This is a genomic window from Kyrpidia spormannii, assembly GCF_002804065.1.
Taxonomy (GTDB): Bacteria; Bacillota; Bacilli; order Kyrpidiales; family Kyrpidiaceae; genus Kyrpidia; species Kyrpidia spormannii.
Window position 1 is genome coordinate 2,858,889 of record NZ_CP024955.1, and the last position, 23,812, is coordinate 2,882,700.

At 60.5% G+C, this 23,812-nt stretch carries 23 protein-coding genes and 1 tRNA gene; 1 reads left to right on the plus strand and 23 read right to left on the minus strand.

Annotated features, from left to right (window positions below; genetic code table 11):
• Positions 1-241 precede the first annotated feature (241 nt).
• From CVV65_RS14095 to CVV65_RS14145, 11 genes are all read right to left on the minus strand, one after another.
• Entirely contained in the window at positions 242-1,027 is a 786-nt protein-coding gene (locus CVV65_RS14095; RefSeq protein WP_100668666.1) for a class I SAM-dependent methyltransferase, read from the minus strand.
• Positions 1,028-1,157: 130 nt separating this feature from the next.
• Entirely contained in the window at positions 1,158-2,585 is a 1,428-nt protein-coding gene (gene gatB, locus CVV65_RS14100) for an Asp-tRNA(Asn)/Glu-tRNA(Gln) amidotransferase subunit GatB (RefSeq protein ID WP_100668667.1), read from the minus strand.
• A complete protein-coding gene (gene gatA / locus CVV65_RS14105) occupies positions 2,575-4,059 on the minus strand; it encodes an Asp-tRNA(Asn)/Glu-tRNA(Gln) amidotransferase subunit GatA (RefSeq protein WP_100668668.1) in 1,485 nt (494 codons plus the stop codon). Before gatA ends, gatB begins: the two co-directional genes overlap by 11 nt.
• 5 nt (positions 4,060-4,064) lie before the next feature.
• Complete coding sequence (gene gatC / locus CVV65_RS14110) at positions 4,065-4,355, minus strand: Asp-tRNA(Asn)/Glu-tRNA(Gln) amidotransferase subunit GatC (protein ID WP_100669552.1); 291 nt, start codon at positions 4,353-4,355, stop codon at positions 4,065-4,067.
• Between the two features lie 239 nt (positions 4,356-4,594).
• The gene (locus tag CVV65_RS14115; RefSeq protein ID WP_100668669.1) at positions 4,595-5,563 is read right to left on the minus strand and encodes an MraY family glycosyltransferase; all 969 of its coding nucleotides are present in this window, start codon (positions 5,561-5,563) and stop codon (positions 4,595-4,597) included.
• A gap of 69 nt (positions 5,564-5,632) precedes the next feature.
• The gene (gene ligA / locus CVV65_RS14120; RefSeq protein ID WP_100668670.1) at positions 5,633-7,666 is read right to left on the minus strand and encodes an NAD-dependent DNA ligase LigA; all 2,034 of its coding nucleotides are present in this window, start codon (positions 7,664-7,666) and stop codon (positions 5,633-5,635) included.
• A 36-nt stretch (positions 7,667-7,702) separates the two neighbouring features.
• Positions 7,703-9,970, minus strand: coding sequence for a DNA helicase PcrA (gene pcrA, locus CVV65_RS14125; protein WP_100668671.1), 2,268 nt, complete (start codon positions 9,968-9,970; stop codon positions 7,703-7,705).
• Positions 9,971-10,189: 219 nt separating this feature from the next.
• Entirely contained in the window at positions 10,190-10,843 is a 654-nt protein-coding gene (locus CVV65_RS14130) for a hypothetical protein (RefSeq protein ID WP_100668672.1), read from the minus strand.
• Positions 10,844-10,960: 117 nt separating this feature from the next.
• Positions 10,961-11,251: a YerC/YecD family TrpR-related protein gene (locus CVV65_RS14135; RefSeq protein WP_100668673.1), complete on the minus strand. Its 291-nt coding sequence runs from the start codon at positions 11,249-11,251 to the stop codon at positions 10,961-10,963.
• 120 nt (positions 11,252-11,371) lie between these two features.
• On the minus strand, positions 11,372-12,148 hold the full coding sequence (locus tag CVV65_RS14140) for an enoyl-CoA hydratase/isomerase family protein (RefSeq protein WP_100668674.1): 777 nt from the start codon (positions 12,146-12,148) through the stop codon (positions 11,372-11,374).
• Positions 12,149-12,218: 70 nt separating this feature from the next.
• A complete protein-coding gene (locus CVV65_RS14145) occupies positions 12,219-12,431 on the minus strand; it encodes a helix-turn-helix domain-containing protein (RefSeq protein ID WP_100668675.1) in 213 nt (70 codons plus the stop codon).
• 154 nt (positions 12,432-12,585) lie between these two features.
• Between CVV65_RS14145 and CVV65_RS14150 the strand changes: the two genes are divergently transcribed.
• Positions 12,586-13,014 (plus strand): helix-turn-helix domain-containing protein, encoded by a 429-nt coding sequence (locus tag CVV65_RS14150; protein ID WP_100668676.1) that lies wholly within the window; start codon positions 12,586-12,588, stop codon positions 13,012-13,014.
• 76 nt (positions 13,015-13,090) lie between these two features.
• Here the strand turns inward: CVV65_RS14150 and CVV65_RS14155 are convergent.
• From CVV65_RS14155 to fliS, 12 genes are all read right to left on the minus strand, one after another.
• Positions 13,091-13,167: transfer RNA gene (locus CVV65_RS14155), tRNA-Ile, on the minus strand.
• 67 nt (positions 13,168-13,234) lie between these two features.
• Positions 13,235-14,384 (minus strand): peptide chain release factor 2 gene (gene prfB / locus CVV65_RS14160; RefSeq protein ID WP_100668677.1). Its coding sequence is split into 2 segments (ribosomal slippage): positions 13,235-14,305 and positions 14,307-14,384, totalling 1,149 coding nucleotides; the frame shifts between segments, so codons are not numbered across the junction.
• A gap of 10 nt (positions 14,385-14,394) precedes the next feature.
• The gene (gene secA / locus CVV65_RS14165) at positions 14,395-16,956 is read right to left on the minus strand and encodes a preprotein translocase subunit SecA (RefSeq protein WP_100668678.1); all 2,562 of its coding nucleotides are present in this window, start codon (positions 16,954-16,956) and stop codon (positions 14,395-14,397) included.
• A 247-nt stretch (positions 16,957-17,203) separates the two neighbouring features.
• Positions 17,204-17,746 (minus strand): ribosome hibernation-promoting factor, HPF/YfiA family, encoded by a 543-nt coding sequence (gene hpf, locus CVV65_RS14170; protein WP_100668679.1) that lies wholly within the window; start codon positions 17,744-17,746, stop codon positions 17,204-17,206.
• A gap of 181 nt (positions 17,747-17,927) precedes the next feature.
• Entirely contained in the window at positions 17,928-18,131 is a 204-nt protein-coding gene (locus CVV65_RS14175) for a cold shock domain-containing protein (RefSeq protein WP_013076740.1), read from the minus strand.
• A 168-nt stretch (positions 18,132-18,299) separates the two neighbouring features.
• Positions 18,300-19,022 carry an amino acid ABC transporter ATP-binding protein gene (locus tag CVV65_RS14180; RefSeq protein ID WP_100668680.1) on the minus strand — a complete coding sequence of 241 codons (723 nt, stop codon included), beginning with the start codon at positions 19,020-19,022 and terminating at the stop codon, positions 18,300-18,302.
• Positions 19,019-19,687 carry an amino acid ABC transporter permease gene (locus CVV65_RS14185; protein ID WP_100668681.1) on the minus strand — a complete coding sequence of 223 codons (669 nt, stop codon included), beginning with the start codon at positions 19,685-19,687 and terminating at the stop codon, positions 19,019-19,021. Before CVV65_RS14185 ends, CVV65_RS14180 begins: the two co-directional genes overlap by 4 nt.
• A 141-nt stretch (positions 19,688-19,828) precedes the next feature.
• Complete coding sequence (locus tag CVV65_RS14190) at positions 19,829-20,656, minus strand: basic amino acid ABC transporter substrate-binding protein (RefSeq protein WP_100668682.1); 828 nt, start codon at positions 20,654-20,656, stop codon at positions 19,829-19,831.
• 218 nt (positions 20,657-20,874) lie between these two features.
• Positions 20,875-21,876, minus strand: a complete 1,002-nt coding sequence (locus CVV65_RS14195) for a 5-oxoprolinase subunit C family protein (protein ID WP_100668683.1) — start codon at positions 21,874-21,876, stop codon at positions 20,875-20,877.
• Positions 21,873-22,568, minus strand: coding sequence for a 5-oxoprolinase subunit PxpB (gene pxpB, locus CVV65_RS14200; RefSeq protein WP_100668684.1), 696 nt, complete (start codon positions 22,566-22,568; stop codon positions 21,873-21,875). Before pxpB ends, CVV65_RS14195 begins: the two co-directional genes overlap by 4 nt.
• Before the next feature lie 358 nt (positions 22,569-22,926).
• The gene (locus CVV65_RS14210) at positions 22,927-23,358 is read right to left on the minus strand and encodes a hypothetical protein (RefSeq protein WP_100668686.1); all 432 of its coding nucleotides are present in this window, start codon (positions 23,356-23,358) and stop codon (positions 22,927-22,929) included.
• Positions 23,359-23,371: 13 nt separating this feature from the next.
• The gene (gene fliS, locus CVV65_RS14215; RefSeq protein ID WP_100668687.1) at positions 23,372-23,782 is read right to left on the minus strand and encodes a flagellar export chaperone FliS; all 411 of its coding nucleotides are present in this window, start codon (positions 23,780-23,782) and stop codon (positions 23,372-23,374) included.
• Between the last annotated feature and the right edge of the window lie 30 nt (positions 23,783-23,812).

Consider the following 23,812-nt stretch of genomic DNA (forward strand, 5'->3'; position numbering starts at 1 on the left):
CCTGTCCACACCGCGGCAAGCCAACCCGCTCGCCCAGTTCACCCGCGCCCCGTTCCGCCACAGACGTCGTGGGCCAGGCACACCCGGGAGCTTGTCCTAGGAGCCGGCCTAGGGGCTCGTTCTGGAGCCTTCTTAGGGGCTCTTCCTGGAGGGCACCGCCTGAAGGCTCGTCCTGGAGGCTCCCACCTGGGGGCTCGACCTTCGGCTCATCCCGAGGCCGCCTTCTCCGCCTCTTCGCCCGTTACTCCGGGCGTCTCGCGGTCACGATCAGCCGGTCGCTCTCCAAGGGCAAAAACTCCCCATCCGCATAATCGCTGTACAAGCGAATATCGTTAAATCCCGTCTCCCGGAGCATCGGCACCAAATCACTGTGCTCCAGGGACAACACCTCCGAAGAATGAACGTTCATCGTCCACTCTCCTCCGGAATCCCGCTGCAGCACGAGAAGATGATACAAAATCCCCGTGCCGTTCCATTCATACTCCCCGAGGAGCAGCCACTCCCCCTCGCCGTCCGCCGGCCGTCCCCGCCGCAGGGGCAAAAACCTCAGCTTCCGCCGCACCACCTTGGCGAGATTGTCCATCTCCATCACCAGCCGGCCCCCCGGGGCCAAAACGTCGAACATGCGGCTCAATGCCTGCTCCAATTCCGCCCGACTGCGGCCGAGCACCGCGGCGTTTCCCCCGCAGACCACCAAATTCATCGATCCCGGTTTGGCCGCCCGGGTGAGTTCCGCGAGGGACACGGGATACACCTCGATGCCGCCGTGAAGCTCTCGAGCCCGGTCCACCAGCGTCGATTCCCCGTCGGCCCCGATCACCTCATACCCTCGGTCCGCCAACACCCGCACCCGATGGCCCGTCCCGCACGCCGCATCCAGGATGGACACCGGCCCCCGGGTCGGCAGCCCCCGCTCCAGAAACGGAATCTCCTCCGCCAGCCGCCGGTCCCAATCCATCCACACATCATAATAGGGCGCAATTGCCTGTAAAAATCGCACTTCCGCCGCCATGGTTCCCCTCACCATCCCCTCGTTCCACCCGTACCCAGGCGCAGACAGGCGCCGTCAAACCAGGAGAGCCATGGCCCGGGGAGTTGCCCGGACTTCCCGGCCCTTATCCCAACTTCTTTGCCCGGACCTCCCGGGCCGGATCCGCTCAGCCCAGGCGCTCCCGCAACAATTTGTTCACCACTTGTGGATTGGCCTTCCCCTTCGTCTCTTTCATCACCTGGCCCACCAGGGCCCCCAGCGCCTTGCCCTTGCCTCCCCGATAATCGGCCACCGACTTCGGATTGGCCTCGATCACCCGGTCCACCAAAGCCGCCAGGGCGCCCTCGTCGCTGATCTGGACGAGCCCCTTCTCTTCAATCACCGCATCCGGCTCTTTCCCCGTCGCAAACATCTCCGCAAAGACAGTTTTTCCGATCTTCGTCGAGATCGTCCCGTCGGCGATCAACTCAATCAGCCGGGCCAAACTCCGGGGCGTCACCTTCACATCCCGGATCTCCAGCCCGCTCTGATTCATGTGCCCAAGAAGCTCCCCCATCATCCAGTTGCTGACCGCCTTCGCATCCCCGGCATAACGCGCCGCTTCCTCAAAAAAATCCGCCACGCCCCGGGAGGCGGTCAACACCCCCGCGTCATAAGCCGGCAGCCCATACTGCTCCACAAAGCGCCGCCGACGGGCATCCGGCAACTCCGGAATCGTCTCCCGTACCCGCTTCACCCACTCCTCATCGATGGAGAGGGTCACCAGATCCGGTTCGGGAAAATACCGATAATCGTGCGCCTCTTCTTTGCTCCGCATGGGCAGCGTCCGGCCGGCCGCCTCATCCCACCGCCGGGTTTCCTGGACCACCTGCCCCCCCGTCGCAAGAATCTCCCGCTGACGCTCCTGTTCGTGCTCCAAGCCCCGCTGGACATTGCGGAACGAGTTCATATTCTTGATCTCCGTCTTTGTCCCGAACTCCGCCGTCCCCACCGGCCGAAGAGAAATATTGGCATCACACCGCAGGGACCCTTCCTCCATGCGCACATCCGAAATCTCGCAGTATTGCATGATCGCCTTTAACTTTTCCAGATACGCCCGGGCCTCCTCCGGCGACCGCATGTCCGGCTCGGAGACAATCTCAATCAGCGGAACCCCCACCCGGTTAAAATCCACCAGGGAATGCAGCCCGTCCCCTCCGTGCATGAGCTTCCCGGCGTCTTCCTCCAGGTGCACCCGGGTAATGCCGATGCGCTTCGGCCCATCCGCCGTCTCGATCTCGACCCACCCGTGCTCCCCGATCGGCTTGTCGTACTGCGAAATCTGGTATGCTTTCGGGAGATCCGGATAAAAATAGTTTTTCCGATCAAATTTGCTCTCCCGGGCGATCTCGCAATTGAGGGCCAGCGCCGCCTTCATCGCCAACTCCAGCGCCCGCCGATTCAAGACCGGCAACACCCCGGGGTGACCCAGGCACACCGGGCAGACGTGGGTGTTGGGGGGAGCGCCGAATTCCGTCGAACACCCGCAAAAGATCTTCGTCTTCGTCGCCAGTTCCACGTGCACTTCCAAACCGATGACTGTTTCAAATTCCATTGTTGCCGCTCCCCCTCTCCGCCAGACCTGCAGGCCAGAGTTCCAGCGCTGCCGCCTGTTCATAGGCGTGGGCAACCCGCAGCACCGCCGCCTCATCGAAAGCTTTACCGATCACCTGCAACCCCACCGGCATCCCGTCCACCAAGCCGCAGGGCACGCTCACCGCCGGCAGGCCCGCCAGATTCACGGGAATCGTCAAGATGTCATTTAAGTACATCGTCAAGGGATCCGAGACCTTCTCCCCGAAACGAAAGGCCACGGTGGGGGTCGTCGGCGCCACCACGGCGTCAAACCGTTCAAACACGGCGTCAAAATCCCGCCGGATCAAAGTCCGGACTTTTTGCGCCCGCAGATAATACGCATCGCAATACCCCGAGCTCAGGGCATAAGTGCCGAGCATAATCCGCCGCTTGACCTCGGGGCCGAACCCCTCGCTCCTCGTCCGGCGGTACATGTCGATGAGGTTGTCCCCCTCCACTCGAACCCCGTAGCGCACCCCGTCATACCGCGCCAGGTTCGACGACGCCTCGGCCGGCGCGATCAAATAATAAGTCGCCACGGCGTATTTCGTATGAGGCAGAGATACCTCCTCCACCTCCGCCCCGAGGCCCGCCAAGGTATCCACCGCCCGCTTCACCGCGGCGGCCACCCCGGGATCTGTCCCCTCGCCGATGTACTCCCTCGGCACCGCCAAGCGCATTCCCTTCACTTCGCCGGTCAGGGCCCCGACAAAATTGGGCACCTCCACCGGCGCCGACGTGGAATCTAAGGGATCGTGTCCGGCGATGGCCTGGAGCACCGCCGCCGCATCCTCCACCGTCCGGGTGATGGGCCCGATCTGATCCAGGGATGAAGCAAAAGCCACCAAGCCATACCTGGACACCCGCCCATACGTGGGCTTCAGCCCCACCACACCACAAAAGGCCGCCGGCTGGCGGATGGAACCCCCGGTATCCGACCCCAGGGCAAAGGGCACCTGCCCCGCCGCCACCGCCGCCGCCGACCCGCCGCTAGAGCCTCCGGGCACCCGCCCCAGATCCCACGGGTTGGCCGTCTGCTGGAACGCCGAATTCTCCGTGGAAGACCCCATCGCAAACTCATCCATATTCGTCTTGCCGACGATCAGCGCCCGGGCATCCTCCAGCTTGCGAACCGCCGTGGCCGTATAGGGAGGCACATAATTGGCCAGAATCTTGCTCGCACAGGTGGTGCGCACCCCTTCGGTGCACAGATTGTCTTTCACCGCCCCGGGCACCCCGAACAAAGGCCCCTCCCCTCGGCCCGCGGATGCCGCCTCGTCCATCTCCCGGGCCTTCTCCAATGCCCGATCCTCGTCGATATGTAAAAACGCCCGCACCCGATCGTCCGTCTCCCGGATCCGGCCCAACACCGCCTCCGCCAGCTCTGACGGCTTCACTTCCCGGCGCCGGACCTTGTCCGCCATCTCCCGCACACTCCACCGCCACATGCTCATCTGATCTATCCCTCCAGAATCGCCGGCACCCGGAACTGTCCGTCCTCTTGGTCCGGGGCCCCGGCCAAAGCCGCCTCCCGGGACAACCCAGGCCGCTGCTCATCTTCCCGCAGCACGTTCGAGATCGGCAGCACATGACTGGTCGGGGGCACATCGGATACGTCCAATTCCTGCAATTGATCCGCAAAAGCCAAGATCGCACCCAGCTGCTCTGCATAGACCTCCGCTTCCCGTTCCGTCAGGGCCAGCCGGGCGAGCCGGGCCACGTGCTCCACCTGTTCCAACGAGATTTTCAAAAATGACACCTCCGCGCCAGACTCCTGCACATTCAGGTTACCATTATATCACACCCCTGAAAATCGCGGCAAATTGCGCTTTCACACCAAATCCCGAGAAGAACGGGACGGACCCGCAGCGCACCGTCCCCGGTCACTGCACGTATTCACCGGAAGCGGGGAGCTTGTCGGCGCTTGGCCAAGTCGGGGCAGTTTATGTACGAGTGGAGAATTGCAAGGGGAAAAACGATCGCCGCCCCTCACCGGGCAGCAAGGAGCACCACGATCGAAGCCAGGGAAAAACAGATGCCGAGAAGGTACAAAAAGGCCACCGTCTGCACCTGGTTCATACCCGAACGCATGAGCAGGTGAAAAGTGTGCCCCTTGTCCGCCACGTAGATCGGCCGATTATCCTTCAGCCGCTTAAAGATCACGTACACCGTATCAAAAATCGGCACCCCAAGGGCTAACACGGGCACCAACACCGACACCAAAGTCGCGCTCTTGAAAGCGCCGTCCACCGAAATGGCGGCCAGGGTGAAACCCAAAAACATGGCTCCGGCATCCCCCATGAAGATTTTTGCCGGGTGAAAATTGTGTTTGAGAAAGGCCAGGGTGACCCCGATCATTGTCGCCGCGTACAGGGCGGTGGGCGCCTGATCCTTGATGAGTGCCACAAAAAATAGGGTGGTCGAAGAAATGGCCGCTATCCCCGCCGCCAACCCGTCCACACCGTCGAGAAAATTAATCATGTTCGTAATGGCCACCACCCACAAGAGGGTGGCAATGATGGAAAGCCAATCGGGCATGAGGTACATCCCCTGGGGGGTGAAAGGAATGGTCACCCATTTAATCTGCACCCCAAAGGCGATGAGAATCCCCGCCGCGACAAACTGCATGATCAACTTCGGCCAAGGACTGAGCTCCCTGCCCCTCGCTTTAAATCCGTCGTCCAGCAGTCCCGTGGCCACAATCACCAATCCTCCGAGGACGATACCCCAAAAATCCATGGTCAGGTGAACTTTTGGCGAAACCGCCGTCGCCGCCGTCGCGGCGAAAACAAACCCCACATACAGCGCCACCCCGCCCATCAGGGGAATGGGCTCCTTGTGGATCTTGCGCTGGTTGGGCATGTCCACAAAACCCCACTTGAGCGCAATGCGACGCACCACCGGTACCATCCCGTACACCGCCGCGAACGCCGCGGCGAACGCCAACAGGAAAGCCATCAGTCCGGGCCCCCTAGTGTTCAGACAAAGTCGCGTCTATTATAGCAGAACCCAATCTACCTTGCCCAGTCAAAATCCGGCTTCACGAAGAATGGACAAAAACTGATCTTCGTTCATCACTTCGATGCCCAGCTGCCGGGCTTTGTCGAGCTTGGAGCCGGGGTCTTCCCCGGCGATCACGATGTCCGTCTTCCGGCTGACGCTCTCGGTGGGCTTCCCGCCGAGCCTCCTCACCCAATCCTGGGCCTCCCGGCGCCCCATGGCATGAAGGGTCCCGGTCAACACCACCGTCTTCCCCGCCAGCCGGGAAGGCACCGGCGCCGCCTCGGCCCCGCGATACACCATGTTCACACCGTGGGTCCGAAGGCGCTCGATCAATCGGCGCGCCGATTCCTGACCAAAGTATACCCGAATACTCTGGGCCATCTTCGTCCCAATATCCGGCACCTTGAGCAGCTCTTCCGAAGGCGCCTCCATCAGCGCGTCCATGTCCTTAAAGTGTGCCGCCAACACCCGGGATGCCTTTTCGCCGATATACCGGATCCCGAGGCCAAACAAAAGCCGCTCTAGAGAATTCTGCTTGCTTCGCTCAATCGCCTGCAACAGATTATCTGCAGATTTGGCCCCCATGCGCTCCAGGGGCACCAACTGCTCTCTCTTCAGTTCATAGAGGTCGGCGACGCTATGAATCAACCCCTCTCTGTACAGCTGGGCCACCAGCGCTTCCCCCAAGCCCTCGATATTCATCGCATCCCGGGAGGCAAAATGGATGATCCCTTCCTGAATCTGGGCAGGACAGTCCGGGTTCACGCACCGCAGGGCCACTTCTTCTTCCAAGCGCACCAAGGGGGACCCGCAGGCCGGGCAATCCTTGGGCATGGAGAAAATATGCTCTTCTCCGGTTCGGAGATCGGCCCGCACCCGCACCACTTCGGGGATAATCTCCCCCGCCTTTTCCACCACCACGATGTCGCCGATGCGGATATCTCGTTCCCGGATCAAATCCTCATTATGTAAACTCGCCCGGCTCACCGTGGTACCGGCCAAAAAAACGGGGTCAAAAACGGCGGTGGGGGTCACCACACCGGTACGGCCCACGCTCACCTCGATTGTCAACAACCGCGTCTCCGCCTGTTCCGGGGCGAATTTATAAGCCATCGCCCATCGGGGACTTTTCGCCGTCGCGCCCAGCCGGTTTTGTTGATCGAGGTTATTGACCTTAATGACCATCCCATCAATGTCATAAGGCAACGTTGCCCGGAGCTGGTCCCCCTCGTTTAAGAATTGAAACACTTCCTCCAGGTTCCGACAAACCCGCCGGTGGGGGTTCACCGGAAATCCGAGGGTATCTAGCCATTCTAGGATCTCCTCGTGGGTGCGAAAGGGTCCCGGTCCTCCAGGCACAGTCCCGTCGGGCCCCAAGACCGCGGCGTACATCCACAGGGACAACCCCCGGCGGGCCGTCACCCGCGGATCGAGCTGGCGCAGGGACCCGGCGGCGGCATTGCGGGGGTTCGCAAAAGCCGGTTCCCCGGCCTCGTCCCGTTCCCGGTTGACCCGCAGGAAGACCTTTTTCGGCATGTAAGCCTCGCCCCGCACCTCCACACTGACCCGCTCCGGGAGGCGCAAAGGCAAAACCCGGATGGTGCGCAGATTCCGGGTGATATCCTCGCCCAGTTCGCCGTCCCCCCGGGTCGCCCCCTGCACAAACTCGCCATTTTCGTAGCGCAGGGAAATGGCCAGCCCGTCAATCTTCAGCTCACAGACGTACTCCACGTCCTCGCCGGGCAGCGCCGCCCGAACCCGGCGGTCGAAATCCCGCACATCCCCTTCGCTGAACGCATTCGCCAAAGAAAGCATCGGCTCCCGGTGGACGACCTTGGCAAAAGCCTCGGACGGCGCCCCGGAGACCCGCTGGGTGGGGGAGTCCGGGGTCACGAGCTCCGGGTGCCGAGCCTCCAACTCCACCAATTCCCGCATGCAGCGATCGTACTCGGCGTCGTCCACCAGCGGATCGTCCAGCACATAGTAGTGATAATCATAACGTCGAATCAGCGCCCGCAACTCTTCGATCCGGCGGGCTGCATCCCCCTGGCCCGACATCCGTATACCCCCTGTGAGTGGCCCTACCATTCCAAGCTATTGATCAATCTTTCGGATCGGGGCGAATCGCACCAGAAGCTTTCGCCGGCCGATGGGGGGCGCGAAAGCAACCACCAATTCTGTGTCCTCGCCGACCCCGTCCTTTTTTTCAACCCGGCCTTCGCCCCATTTGCGGTGCATCACCCGGTCTCCCACTTCCCAGCTCTCCGCCGGATCGGCGCCAAACCCCGAAGGCACTTGCAAATGTCCCCCTTCGGACTTCCCGGCGCCTCGGCCCGGCCCAACGCCTGCACCCTTTCCTGAAGCCGGCGCCGGATCCGCGGCCCGATCGCGCAAACTTCGCCGGGGTGCGCTCCATTGAAGGAGCGCTTCGGGAATCTCCTCCAGAAAACGGGAGGGCGGGTTGGCCTGCCAGCGGCCGTACAAATTCCGCTGCTGGGCCCGGGTGATGAGCAGGCGGTCCATCGCCCGGGTGATGCCCACATAGCAGAGCCTCCGCTCCTCCTCCATTTGATCGGGATCGTCCAACACCCGGGAATGGGGGAAAATCCCCTCTTCCATCCCCACCAGAAACACCACCGGAAACTCGAGCCCCTTTGCGCTGTGAAGGGTCATGAGCACCACGCCGTCTTCCGTCTCGGCCATATCCAGATCGCTCACCAAAGCCACATCGGCCAAGAATGCCTCCAGCCCGCCTTCGGCCGCCGTATCCTGGCGACGATCAAACTCCTGGGTGACGGAGAGAAACTCCTCCAGGTTCTCCAGCCGACTCTGGGCCTCCAGGGTGTCCTCTCGGATCAGTGCCTCCCGATACCCCGTCCGGTTCAGGACCTCCTGCACCAATTCCGTCACGGACAAGAATGGCATCATCGCCCGCAAAGCCGCCGTCAGATCCACAAACTGCCGGATCCCCGACGCCGCCCGGGCGGAAACCTCCAACTCGTCGACCCTCTCCAGAGCCTCGTAAAGCGACAGATTCCTCCGGGCCGCGAAAGCCGCCGCTTTCGCCAGCGTCCCTTCCCCGATTCCCCGCTTCGGGACATTGACGACCCGCTCGGTGCTGAAATCGTCCCGGGGGTTGACCAGTATCCGAAGGTAGGCCAAAAGATCCTTGATCTCCTTGCGCTCATAGAATTTTACCCCGCCCACCATGACATACGGGATGGACGCTTTCATCATCATCTCTTCCAACACCCGGGACTGGGCGTTCGTACGGTACAGTACCGCCACATCCCCGTATCTTCCGCCTTGCTCCACATGATTGCGGATCTCTTCGACGACAAAATAGGCTTCCCCCTGCTCGTCCATCGCCTCGTGGACAATCACCGGTTCCCCTTGGGGCCTGTCCGACCAGAGCCGTTTTTCCTTACGCTTTCGATTGTGGGCGATCACAGCGTTGGCCGCCGCCAAAATCCGGCCGGTGGAACGGTAATTCTGCTCTAATTTGATGACCTTGGCATCGGGATAATCGGCTTCAAAATCCAAAATGTTTCTCACATCGGCGCCCCGCCAACCGTAAATCGCCTGGTCCGAATCTCCCACCACGCAGAGATTCCGCCGACGCTGGGCCAAGCGTTTCACCAGTTCGTACTGGGCGTGGTTGGTGTCTTGGTACTCGTCCACATGGAGGTAGACAAACCTCCGCTGTTGATCTTCCAAACTCTCCGGGAACGCATCCCAGAGCTCCACTGTCTTCATGAGCAAATCGTCAAAATCCAGGGCGTTGTTCGCCCGGAGTTTCTCTTGGTAGCGCTCATACACCTGGGCGACAACTTCCTGAAAAAAGTCCCTGGCCCGCTCCGCCGCTTGGGAAGGAGTGATCAACTCGTTTTTGAGGGCGCTGATCGCCCCGGCCATCCGCCGGGGATCGAACTTTTTCGTGTCCAGATTCATCTCCCCGAGAACCTGCTTCACCGCCGTGGTCTGATCCGACGCGTCCAGAATGCTGAAGGATCTTGTAAAGCCCAGGGGTTCAATGTGCCGCCGCAACACCCGGACACAGTAGCTGTGAAAAGTGGAGACCCAGATCTCCTCGGCCTCCGGCCCCACCAACCGGCCGATCCTCTCTCGCATCTCCCGGGCCGCTTTGTTCGTAAAAGTAATGGCCAAAATTCCCCAAGGCGGCGCTTTCCTGGTGGCCACCAAATACGCCACCCGGTGGGTCAACACCCGGGTTTTTCCGCTCCCCGCTCCCGCCAGAATGAGCAAGGGGCCTTCGGTCTGGCGAACCGCCTCCCGCTGGGCATCATTGAGCCCGGCCAGAAGCGCCTCGGCCCGGAGGGCCTCCTCTCCCGCCATTGCCATGCTCTCCCCGCCTTTCCCGCACGCCGGGTGCGGTGAGGCCACCGCTTGCCGACTGCATATGCCGCCCTTTATTATAGCAGGTTTCGTCCCGTCGTCCCAAAAGAGAATACCCAGGGGCCCAGCCCTTCACCCGTCCTGGCGTGAAAATGCCCGCCTGTCACCAGGCGGGCACCGCCGCTACTCTGAGCCGGTTTCTTCAACGGTTATCCCAGGTTAATCCTAAGACTCGACCTTCGTCTCTTGATCGTCCTCCGGCGCATCATCCATGGCCAGCAGCGCCGCGCTCTCGCCCAGAGCCGCTTTCGCCGTAGCCCTGGCCGCGTCTTGATCGGTAGAAGCCACGGCTCGATCGGCCGCTTTGGGCGTCTCCCCTTCGGTCCAGGCCGTCTCCCGGGCGTCCGCTTTCATATCCGCCGCGCCCAAAGCGCGATTCGCGGCATTTGCTCGCGTCCCGTCCGTCTCACCTTTGGTTTTCTGGTGGATCCCCGCCGGGCCGGGTGCAGGGGGAAACTCTCTTTCCTTGAGGTCGACCACCTGAGCCGGCTTGTTCCTAACCTGGGTTTCGCCTTTCGCTTTAAACTCCCTCACCGCCACCGGAGAGCGCCCCGAAGTGGAGGTTCCCCGAAAAACGGAGTCGTTCGGCGACTGAGCATCTCCGGACCGTCTTGAATCGGCGGTCGAGTGATCCGAATCCTCGCGATGATCCTCGTCATCAAGACCCAGCCACTGGCTGAACTCCGTGTCCAACGCCGAGCGGTCTTTCCACCGCGCCTCTGACCGCCCGCGATCTTCGTCCCGGGGGTTGACAAAGAAATACCCCAGGGCGATGGCTACGGCAATGACGACCAAAGTCCAGAAAATGGCGTACGCCATTGGGCTTCCCTCCTTTCAAGCCTATTCTGCGGCCAGAAAGGAGCGTCCATACCTGGACCTTTTAACAGGTTGCGGCACTCAGGGGAATCTCCGGGGGCGCCGTGCACCCGCGCCCGGCTATCGGCCGAGGCGGCTTAAAGCCAGCTCGAATCCATCCGTCCCATTGTTCAGGCATCGTTTCACCCGGCTGATGGTGGCAGTGCTGGCTCCGGTGAGCGCTTCTATGCGGCTGTACGTCAAACCCTCCCGAAGCATTCGGGCCACCTCGAGGCGTTGGGCCATCGCCTGCACTTCCCCCACGGTGCAGAGATCATCGAAGAAACGATAGCATTCTTCTAACGATCGCAACTGCAGAATGGCCTCGAACAATTGGTCCACCGTCTGGTCCCGGAATCGATCCAGCTGCATCCACCGCGCCCCCCATTCGCTCATCCCCGAGTGCATCATGAGCTTCGAGCTTCCGATGCATGTTTATCTCTATTGTAACGCATCACCGCGCCAAAGTAATCGAGAAAATCGCCCCTCGGATCAGCGCCCCTGAAACCGGGCTTTCCGCTTTTCCAAAAACGCCTGCACCCCTTCGGTAAAATCCGCGCTTCCGGCCGCCCAGCCTTGGTACGTCGCCTCCCGGTCCAGAGCCTCAGCCAAACTTCCGGCGGCACCTTCATAAATCATCCGCTTGGTCAAGGCCATGGCATAGGTCGGGCCTTCCGCCAGTTGCTGAGCCCAGGCCAACGACGCTTCTTCGAGTTGCTCCCGAGGTACCACTCGATTGACCAATCCCGCCTGAAGCGCCTTCTCGGCATCCAGGGATTCCCCCGTCAGCGCCAATTCCATCGCCCGGGACACCCCGATCAGTTTCGGCAAAAAATATGACGCCCCGGAGTCCGGCACCAATCCGATTCGAATAAAAGCCGAGACAAACCGGGCATCTTCCGAAGCGATCCTCAGATCCGCCGCCAGGGCCAAACTCAGGCCCGCCCCCGCCGCCACACCCCCCACCGCAGCCAGGATCGGCTTGGGCAGTTGTTGCATCTTCAAAATCAAAGGGTTAAAATCCCGCCGAACATGCATGTCGATCTGACCCATCATCCCGGGATCCACCGACTTGAGGTCCAGCCCCGCACAAAATCCCTTCCCGGCCCCGGTGAGCAGCACCGCCCGAACTCCACGGTCCTGTTCGGCCCTGATGAGGGCCTCCCTCAATGCGGTGAGCACCCCGTCCGTCAGAGCATTGAGCACTTCCGGCCGGTTCAAGGTAATGACCGCCACCCCTTGATCGACCTCGTACCGCACATCGTTCATCCCACACCTCTCCTTTCGCCTGCAAGCCCAGTATATCGCCGGCGAAGCAAGGGGACAACCGACCGGTCGTTTACGGCTCATCCTGGATCAAAGTCGCCAAATCCACCTCCAGCGCCCGGGCAATCTTGATCAGTTTCGCCAAACGGCTGCCCCGGGTTCCCGCCTCCACCGCATAGATATAGCTTTGAGAGACTCCGGCTTTTTCCGCCAGTTCCCGCACAGTCATTCCCCGCTCACGGCGCAGTTCCCGCAGGCGTTCCCCCATCGTCGGTTTTTCCGCCATCGCGCACCCCTCCCCATCGCGATCTGAGATTTTCACGATTGAAGAAATCCGGGGAACAAAGAAAGCCCGCCCGAGAATACGGGCTTTGGTTTACACAAGTGTAGAGAGCCGTTATACTGAAATGGAAAAGATTCGCCATAAAGGATGATTTTCGATGAGCAACGCCTTCGGCGTAAAATTAAAGCAACTCCGCACGGAGCGGGGCTGGACCCTGGAACAGCTTTCGGCCCGCTCGGGCTTGTCCATCAGCCATATCTCCTCCCTGGAACGCGGAACCCGAATGAAGCCTTCCTTTCAGGTGGCGGTACGGCTGGCCCGGGCCTTGGAAGTCCCCCTGGCCACCTTTCTGGAAGACGCCGGTGAAGAGGAAGTCGACCCACTGGAACACCTGCCGCCCGAGATCAGGGAGTTTGTCACCCGGGAGGACGCCACCCCTTATCTGTACCTCGCCAAGCGCCTACAAGAAGCCCGTGTGTCCCTCCAAGAGATGGAGCAATGGCTGCGCGATGAGCGTTCCTCCCCCGAGAGCTCTACATCGGGAACTTCAGGTGACAAGCCTCGCCGCAATCCCACCCAGACCTGATTCCTCCAGGGGAATTTCACGATTGTGCAATTCCCCGCCAGAAAAAAAGGCGCACAAGCGCCTTTAGCTACCCTCATGGTGGGCCCACCAGGACTCGAACCTGGGACCATCCGGTTATGAGCCGGCGGCTCTGACCAACTGAGCTATGGGCCCGCGATTTTCGCGCCTATCGATATCATAACAGAGGAATCCACCACCGGGCAAGAAGGAAACCGGCCCCTCACTGGGCAGCCGGTTTCGCCTCGGCATCCCGATCCAACTGGGCGGCCGCCTGCCGACGCAGCCAGACATCGATAAAAGCATCGATATCCCCGTCCATAACGGCCTGGACATTCCCCGTCTCGACCCCGGTGCGATGATCTTTAACCATGGAATAGGGGTGAAACACGTAGGAACGAATCTGGCTCCCCCAAGCGATCTCCTTTTGCTCGCCCCGGAGGGCGGCGATCTGCTCCTCCTGCTCCCGGCGGCGTCGTTCGTACAGCCGGGCGGCCAGGATCTTCATCGCCGTGGCGCGGTTCTTGATCTGGGACCGCTCGGACTGGCAGGTCACGACGATACCCGTGGGAATATGGGTGATGCGCACCGCCGAATCGGTGGTGTTCACGTGCTGCCCACCCGCTCCGCTGGATCGGTACGTGTCGATTTTCAGATCCTCCGGGCGGATATCCACATCCACATTCTCATCGAGCTCCGGCAGGACATCCACCGAAGCAAAGCTGGTGTGGCGGCGCCCCGAAGCGTCGAAAGGGGAAATTCGCACCAGCCGGTGCACGCCCCGCTCGGCTTTGAGGTACCCGTAGGCATTGTGACCCTTGATCAACAAGGTCACGCTTTTCACCCCGGCCTCCTCCCCCGGAAGATAATCCAAGGTTTCCACCTTGTATCCCCGGGATTCCGCCCATCGGGTGTACATCCGCAGGAGCATGGCCGTCCAGTCCTGGGACTCGGTACCCCCGGCCCCGGGGTGGAGTTCCACAATGGCATTGTTGCGGTCATAGGGACCGCTGAGCATCAGTTCCAGTTCGAATTGACCCAGTTGGGAATGCACCTGGTTAATCCCGGCCTTGATCTCCCCGAGGACGCTCTCGTCCCCTTCCTCGTGACCGAGCTCCCATAAAACCTCCAGATCCTCCACCCGACTGCGCAGGCCCTCCACCCGCTCCACGACATCTTTCAAGCGGTTGACCTCGGCGATCACCTTTTGGGCGCCTTCCTGGTCATCCCAAAAGTCGGCCGCCGCCATGCGCTGTTCGAGACCGGCGATCTGTTTCTTTTTCCCAGCGAGGTCAAAGAGACCTCCCGATTTCGTCGAGCCGCTCCACCAGATCGTGGAGCGCCTGACGGAGTTCACCAAAGGTTTGCGCCATCCTCAACACCTCACGCACCATGACATTTTTTATACTTTTTCCCGCTTCCGCAGGGGCAGAGATCATTGCGGCCCACCTGGTCCTTGTTGACCACCGGCTTTTTCGCTTTTTCCTCGCCGGACGCCGGCTCTCCGGGATTCACCTGTTGTGCCGTGCCCGTCGGCTCACTGGGACCTACCGCTTCGCCCTGCACCACGACTTGCTGCTGGACGACTTCGGGCTGAGCCACGGCGATATACGCTTTGAAAATAAAGGTGGCCACTTCTTCCCGGATGCTGTGGATCATCTCCTCAAACATCTGGAAGCCCTCGAACTTGTACTCCACCAACGGATCCCGCTGGCCGTACGCCCGCAGGTGAATGCCCTGGCGCAGATGGTCCATTGCATCGATGTGATCCATCCATTTGCTGTCCACCGCCCGCAGCAGGACGACCTTTTCAAAATCCCGCATCATCGGGCCAAGCTGCTGTTCCCGCATGTCGTACTGCCGATTGACCGCTTCCATCAGCAGGTCGTGCAACTCATCCCGGCCTTTATCGGCTAGCCCTTCGAGCTCTATGGCCCCGGGCAGCAGAAAAGTCCGCTCGGCGTATTCCAGCAGCCCTTTGAGATCCCACTCCTCGGGGATCGCATCCTGGGGGGCATAGGTATCGAGCATCCAGTCGATCAGATCTTCCACCATGCCGACGACGACTTCCCGCAGATTATCCCGTTCGAGGATCTCCCGGCGCTGCTTGTACATGATCTCCCGCTGCTGGTTCATCACGTCGTCGTACTTCAGCACGTGCTTCCGCAAATCGAAGTTGTTGCCCTCGACCTTTTTCTGGGCGCTTTCAATGGCCCGGGTGACCAACCGGCTTTCGATCGGCTGATCTTCCTCCAGCCCCAGTCGGTCCATGACCGCCATGGTGTTCTCCGATCCGAACAGGCGCATCAAATCGTCTTCCAGAGACAGATAAAACTGGGATGACCCCGGATCCCCCTGTCGGCCCGCCCGGCCTCGGAGCTGGTTGTCGATCCGTCGGCTTTCATGCCGCTCGGTACCAATGATATGCAAACCGCCGAGTTCCGCCACCCCGTCTTCCAAGATGATGTCCGTGCCCCGACCGGCCATGTTGGTGGCGATGGTCACCGCCCCCCGGTGGCCCGCCTTGGCCACGATCTCCGCCTCGCGCTCGTGATGCTTGGCATTGAGCACTTGATGGCGAATGCCGCGCTTTTTGAGCATCTCCGACAGCCGCTCGGATTTCTCGATGGAAGTCGTCCCCACCAGCACCGGCTGCCCAGTGGCGTGGCGCCGGACGATCTCCTCCACCACCGCCCGGAACTTGGCCTCTTCCGTCTTGTACACGACGTCCGGCAGGTCCGCGCGGATCATCGGTTTGTTCGTCGGGATGACCACGACGTCCATCCCGTAAATGCTGCGCAACTCTTCTTCCTCGGTCTTCGCGGTACCCGTCATCCCGGCCAGCTTTTTGTACATCCGGAAGTAATTCTGAAGCGTGATCGTGGCCAGGGTTTTGCTCTCGTTCTGAATCCGCACCCCTTCTTTGGCCTCGATTGCCTGGTGCAATCCTTCGGAGTACCGGCGGCCGTACATCAGGCGGCCCGTAAACTCGTCCACGATGATGACTTCGCCATTTTGAACCACGTAGTCCCGGTCCAATTTGAACAAACCGTGCGCTTTCAACGCCTGGGTGATGTGGTGATGAATCAGGACGTTGGCGTGGTCATAGAGATTTTGGATATTGAAAAACCGCTCGGCCTTCTGAACCCCTTGCTCGGTCAACGTGACGGACTTGGCTTTTTCGTCCACCGTGTAGTCCTCTCCGGGTTTCATGTTCGCCACGAGCAAATTCGCCCGCACGTACAGATCGGTGGATTTTTCCGCCGGTCCGGAGATAATCAGCGGCGTGCGGGCCTCGTCGATGAGGATGCTGTCCACCTCGTCGACGATGGCGTAATGAAGAGGCCGCTGAACCATCTGCTCTTTTTGGAGCACCATGTTGTCCCGGAGGTAATCGAAGCCGAACTCATTGTTGGTTCCGTAGGTGATGTCCGCCCGGTACGCTTCCTGCTTCTGCCCATGGGTCATGCCCGGAATATTCAGGCCCACCGTCAGACCGAGAAAGCGATGAATCTGACCCATCCACTCCGAGTCGCGCCGGGCGAGATAATCGTTCACCGTCACCACGTGAACCCCTTGTCCGGCCAGAGCGTTCAAATACGAAGGGAGGGTCGCCACCAAGGTTTTACCTTCACCGGTTTTCATCTCTGCGACCCGGCCTTGGTGAAGGACGATCCCACCCAGGAGCTGAACGTCAAAATGTCTCATGCCCAACGTCCGGCGGGCAGCCTCCCGCACCACCGCAAAAGCCTCGGGCAATAGGTCATCCAGGTCTTCGCCGTTTGCGTGCCGTTCTTTAAACTCCGTCGTCTTGGCCTGCAGCTGTTCATCCGAAAGCCCTTGAACCTCGGGCTCAAGGGCGTTAATCTGCTCCACAATCGGCTGCAGCCGTTTCACTTCTCGCTCATTCGAACCGCCGACAATCCTCTTGAGGAGTCCCAGCAAACCGGACCACTCCTTTCTCCTCTCATCCTCCGCCCGCCGAGCGCCCCGCCGCCGGGGTCCGCATCGGCGGCCGGCCCTTGTCGGCCGACATCATCTCAGACAGTTATTGTAGCACCTTTTGTCAGCGGAAGCCAGTCCAGGGGCACATCCAGAATCTAGAAAGAAGCAAAAGTAGCGGCACGAGAAAAGCGGGCTCCGGCCATCGCCAGACCCCGCTCGGTCCCCTTTTAAGGTCGCAACCCCGGCCTCAAAACGCCGGCTCAATCAACCCGTAGTTTCCGTCTTTGCGCCGGTATACCACGTTCACTTCGTCCGTGTCCGCATTGGCGAAGACGAAAAAGTCGTGCCCTAACAGATCCATCTGGAGAATGGCTTCTTCCACCGGCATGGGCTTGACCGGAAACCGCTTCACCCGGACCACTTCCCCGGCGATCTCCCGCTGGCTCTCCTCGGGCGGCTCCACCTCCGCCGTCAGCGTACGGATCCCCGCCTGCCGGAACCGTTTATTGATCTTAGACTTATGGCGTTCCGCCTGTGAGACCAGTTTGTCGACGACGAGATCCAAGGAACCGTACATATCCCCAGACTTTTCTTCGGCACGGAACACGATACCTCCCAGGGTCATCGTCACCTCCACTTTGTGAAGGCCCCGTTTCACCGATAAGGTGACGTACACATCCTGGTCGGCCGGCGCGTCGAAGTACTTCTCTAAGCGCCCCACCTTACGTACCGCGTACTCGCGAAGGGCTTCTGTCACAGCCAAATTATCTCCGCGCACGTGGATTCTCATGGGGACACCCCTCCCTTTGGTCTCTATATGAAATATTCCCTCAGTCTGCGTAAATTCCTGCTGAATCCCCAAGGGAACTATGGGGATTTTTCGTGACAAAAGAAAAAGGGCCGGGCCACAGGCGGACACCGGCTCCCATTCCTTGCGTCGATGTATCAGAGAGACAACGAACACCCCTGGGTCATAGCCCCATCGGCACCACGTTGGCCGCCTGAGGACCCCGAGCCCCTTGAACGATGTCGAATTCCACCAATTGTCCCTCGGACAGCGTGCGGAATCCCTGGGATTGAATGGCCGAATAATGAACGAACACGTCTTCCCCGTCCTCCCGGGAAATAAACCCGTACCCCTTGTCCGGGTTGAACCATTTGACTCGTCCTTGCATGGATTCCTTCCTTCCCCTCGGGTAATTGCGCGGCCACCCCCAGGCGTCCGGGGACGGCTGTGCGCTACCCGTAGTGTACGCCAAACACATCCAAATCAATACCGCCAAGGGGCCGGTGGGCACATCCCCTTGACCCCAAGGGTGAAACCGCGGCCGGGGCGCCCTGCGTCAAAGCACCTTGCTGAGAAATGCCCGGGTTCTCTCGGACTGCGGGGCCCCGAACAACTGAGCGGGATCCCCTTCCTCCATGATGATCCCCTCGTCCATAAACAACACCCGGTCGCTCACCTCCCGGGCAAAACCCATTTCGTGAGTGACCACGATCATTGTCATGCCCTCCTTGGCCAGATCCTTCATCACGGCAAGCACCTCGCCCACCATTTCCGGGTCCAACGCGGACGTCGGCTCGTCAAACAGCATCACCTTCGGCTTCATCGCCAGGGCCCGGGCGATGGCCACCCGCTGCTGTTGCCCGCCGGATAATTGTTCCGGGTAGGCGTCCGCCTTGTCTGATAACCCAACTTTCGCCAGCAGGGCCCGGGCTTGGTCCATGGCCTCCTCCCGGGGGACCTTTCTCACCTTCATCGGGGCGAGGATGATATTTTCCAGAGCCGTCATATGCGGGAAGAGGTTGAACCGCTGGAACACCATCCCCACTTCCCGGCGCACAGCATTGATGTCACACTTAGGATCGGACACCCGGATGCCGTCGATCACCACTTCCCCGGAAGTCACCGTCTCCAGGCCATTTAAACAGCGCAGAAATGTGCTCTTCCCCGAGCCGGAGGGGCCAATGACGCAGACCACCTCCTGCTCGCGGACGTCGCAGTTGACCCCTTTGAGCACTTCGAGATCCCCGAAACGCTTGTGCAGATCCCGGACGTGGATCACCCCTGCCCGTACCTCCTCTCCAGATAGGCCACCACCTGCTGCAGAACCAAGGTCAGGACCAGATACACAAAGGCCAAGGTCAAAAAGGGCTCCCAAGGCGACAGGATCCGCCCGAACATCAGGTTCATCTGGGTGGCGATCTCGCCCCCGGCGATCACCGCCAGAAGGGATGAATCCTTGAGAAGGGCGATGGCTTCATTCCCGAGAGGCGGCAGCATGCGGCGAAACGCTTGGGGCAGAATCACGTACCGCATCGCCTGGCCCATCCGCAGCCCCAAAGACCGGGCCGCCTCCATCTGCCCCCGGTCGATAGACTGGATCCCCGCCCGAAAAATCTCCGCCACATAAGCCGCGGAATTCAGCAATAACGCGATGGTGCCCGAGATCTGCGCGTCCAGAGCCCGCCCGCCGTTAAACTGCGGGATCACGGCAAAATGCAGCAGAAGGATTTGCACAAAAAGGGGCGTGCCCCGGAAAAATGTGATATACGCCAAGGCGGGCCACCGCCACCACCAGCCCCGCCCCAGCCGCATCAAGCCGAGAATCAGACCGAGCAACGTGCCGGCCAGGACAGCGATCACCGTGACCTCGATGGTCACCAGAGTACCTTGGAGAATTAAAGGCCAATAGTCCCGAATGACTTCCCAGCGAAAATGAACCCCCACCGGGTTCCCTCCTCGTTTGCGCGATCACAGCCGGTCCCCCGACCCGCCTTCCCGAGCGCGATACCCCCACACACGAAATGGGCACGGAACCGCACCGAGGTTCCATGCCCACCGCCGGCCCCCTCGAACCCGAGCCGCGCTTTATTCCGCCGGGGGAGCCGATCCGAAATATTTTTTGTAAATGGTATCATAGGTGCCATCGCTCTTCACTTTGGCGAGGCCCTCATTGATCTTCTCCAAGAGTGCCGTGTTCCCTTTCTTAACGGCGATGCCGTAGTATTCCTTAGGGAACTTGGGATCGGTGTAATGCTCGAATCCTTTGGAGGAATTCTGACGGATATAGTCGAGCACCACCCCGTTATCGGCCACCACCGCATCGACCGCTTTGTTTCTCAGATCCTCCAAGGCAAGGGGCGTCGTGTCATAACGCTTGATATTCGGGTCTGTCTTGCCCAGAAAATCTGTGACAATCTCATCCCCGGTGGTCCCGATCTGTACCCCCACTTTCTTGCCCTTCAGATCTTGAAGGGTCCGGATCGGCGAACCCGGCGGCACGACGATCATCTGTTGCGCCTGAAAATACGGATTGGAGAAGTCCATGGACTGTTTGCGCTCATCGGTAATTGTGATAGCAGAAATCAAAATATCCCGTTGGCCAATGGACAGGGCCTGAAAGATGCCCTTCCACGGGGTGTTTTCAAACTTCACCTGAAAACCCGCCGCCTTCGCCACCGCATTCAGTAAGTCGATGTCGAATCCTTCAATCTGATTGGTCTGGGGATTCACCGACTCAAAGGGCGCGTAAGCCGCGTCGGTGCCCACCACATAAACTTGACTGTTATTGTTGGTCCCCCCGCCCGTCGATGACGCCCCGGAAGGTGCGCTGGACGACGCGCCGCACCCCGCCAGGGCTACCCCCAGTGCCAAAGCGGCGACCCCGGCCCAACCTTTGCGGACCCAATCTCTCACCTGTATGATCCCCCTTTGTGTGTTCTGCGGCTCCCGATCTCGCCTGCGAAAGGTTTGTCCACCCGGTCTGCAGCAAAACGGCAATGCCGCACTTCTCTGTCAATATGACTCTACCTGATCTCGGTATCTTCGTCAACGTTAACATGTTACAAGAAAGGACATCCACCATGCAAATGAAATTTTATGGTTAACCGCCGGTTTGCCGCGCCGGGCGATGCTCATATCCGGGCGTGGCACAAAGCCGCCCGCAGCCGGCCGATATCCTCTTCCCGCTTTCTCAGCAGCCTCTGGGCATCCTCCAACTCGATCCGGGTAAACCGGAGTCGCCCGCCCGGGCGGACCTGGGCCACCACCGGCAGATCCACCGTCGCCACCTGGGCGATTTTCGGATAGCCGCCCATCGTCTGATGGTCCGCCAACAGGAGAATCGGCCGGCCGTCGGGGGGCACCTGGAGGGTGCCCGTGGTGACCGCCTCGGAGATCATCTCGATGGGCCGGGCCAGCGCCAATTTTGTCCCATCCAAACGGTACCCCATGCGGTCGGACTGGGGCAGAACGACAAAATCCGCTTCAAACACCTTTCGCCGGGCTTCTTCGTCGAAAGCCTCAAACTGCGGTCCGGGCATGGCCCTGACCCGGGGATTGGGTTCGTACTTCGGCAAAAGTCGAGAATCCACCCCCCAGGGAGCCGCGACAAAGCTTTTCCCCCGGAGCCGGGATGACCACATGGCCATGACAGTCCGGGCCCATTCCCCCGGTGGCCCGAGGGGCAGATCGTCCCCCGCTTGAAGCGCCCGGCCTTTATACCCTCCGATCCCCGCCCGCAAATAGGTACTTGCGCTGCCCATCACCTGGGGAACGGCGATTCCCCCCGCCACCCCCAGGTACATCCGGCACCCCGAGGTCTCGGCGACAAAATCGAGCACAGCCCCGGGGTGCACCAGCACCGGCCGCCAAAGAGGAACCGGGATGCCATCGACCCGGGGCGCCAGGCCCGCACCGGCGACGGCGATCAAGGAGAGTTCCTCGAATCTGAGCCGCGGCCCCACCAGGGTGATCTCCAGAGCCGGAGCCCCCTCCGGATTGCCCACCAGAAGATTGGCGACCCGCAGGGAAAAACCGTCCATGGCTCCGCTCACGATGACCCCGTATTTCTGATACCCATATCTCCCGCCATCCTGGACCGTGGTCAAAAGACCGGGATTGATGACCCGAATCATCCCCTGTCATCCCCTTCGCCCAGGCGGTCGTACTCGTCGCGATCGATGGCGTAAAATCTCACCCGGTCCCCCGCCGCCAAAAGGCTGGGAGGATCGTCCTCGGGCCTGAACAACCGAAGGGGGGTCCTGCCGATCAACCGCCAGCCTCCCGGCGTCTCGATGGGATACACCCCTGTCTGCCCGCCGGCGATCCCCACCGACCCCGCGGGAATGGCAAGGCGCGGCGTCGCCAGGCGGGGAGTGGCGATTCTATCGGACATCCCGCCGAGATATGGAAACCCCGGCGCAAAGCCGATGGCATACACGATATACTCCCCGGAGGTGTGAATACGGACCACTTCCTCCGGCGTCAAATGGTTGTGAGCGGCCACATCCTCGAGGTCCGGGCCGAATTCCCCGCCGTAACACACGGGAATCTCCACCACCCGAACGCGGCGGTCCGTGGAAGCCGGGGCATCGGCCAGCCGCCGCACCAATTCGGCCTTCACTTCAGAATACGAGGCCAGGACGGGATCGTAAAAAACGGTCACCGTGGTAAAGGCGGGGACGCATTCCACCATGCCCGGGATCGGCGCGGCCTCCAAATGATCCACAAAAGCCATAATCCGGGCGTGAGTACTCGCCTCGACAGCGTCCCCGAACCGGATCAGCACCGCCGAATCTCCGACAGGGGTTACGTCCAGGTGACCCATGATCCTCCACCCCCTCTCCGTACTCGATCACCATACCACGCCCGCACGTCATCGCCAACCGTGAACCCAACCGGCCAACACCCACGAGCCCACAAATTTATCCACAGCCCAAGCCACCGGCCCTCGTGATAAGAGGGAGTTATCCACACTATCCACAAGGAGAAGGTGTATAAATGCACAGATAACTCCCGTTAACCACAGTCTGTCCACAAAGATATCCACATTGCCCACAAAAAAAGCCGCCACGAGGGATCGATGATCCCCGTGCGGCCCGTTTTTTCTTTCCTGATCGGTGATCCCGGACGGCTCCCCGACACCGCGAGGTGAACCCGGCCCCTCTCGTGTCCTCCTGAAACCGTTATCTTCTACGGTCGAAAAACACCCCGTCCGGTGTCGCCCCACCCGAACGGTAGGTCTTTTCGACTTTGAGCGACTGTTGCAATCCGAGCAGCATATCGCCCACCTTCCCGAGAAGATTGACGAAAGTTTGCTGCAGGCGACGGTCCTGCTCCATCACGGCTTCAAACTGATCTTTAACTCGCTCGGCCGCCTCTCGGATCTCCGGATCCGCATGGTCCAACAGTGCAGCCAGGCGGAGATCCTCGGGGGAGATGACATCTCGGAGTTGTTCGAACACTCCTTTCCGGGTGTCCGACAAGGTCATCACCCGTTCCACAGCATCTTCTTGACTGGCCGTTCGCAGAATGTCTTCCCCGAGTTCTGACATCCGCTTCAAAAGTTCTTGTTGAGTATGCAAGACCGCTAATAGTCCCTCTTTGTCTAAACTCATGGTCGCTTCCTCTCTATATGGAACCGAGTTGCTGGGCGCGGGCAGAAGCTTGTCGGAGCGCGAGAGCCGCGTCCGCCCACGCCTCGCGCAACTCCCGAACCTGTTCCAAGACTTCCTCCACCGGCACCGGATCCTTGGTAACGTTCGCCTCCACCAAACGACGGTGATAGTAATCGTATAAAGCCGCTAAAGAATGGGAGATCTCGTAATCCATCTTTAACGTCACGGTCAGTTCCCGCAAGATATCCTGACTCCGCAAGAGAAACGCATGGGCATCCGGACGGCGCCCCTCCTCAAGAGCCCGCTTGGCCGCTTCGAGAAACTGGATCAATCCATCGTATAACATGAGCAGCAACCGGTCTGGCGCCGCCGTCTGCACCGCCGTATTGCGATAAGCGACTGACGCCTGGTCCCTATCGGTCATCCGAGTCACCCCTTCACTGCTTGATCCATC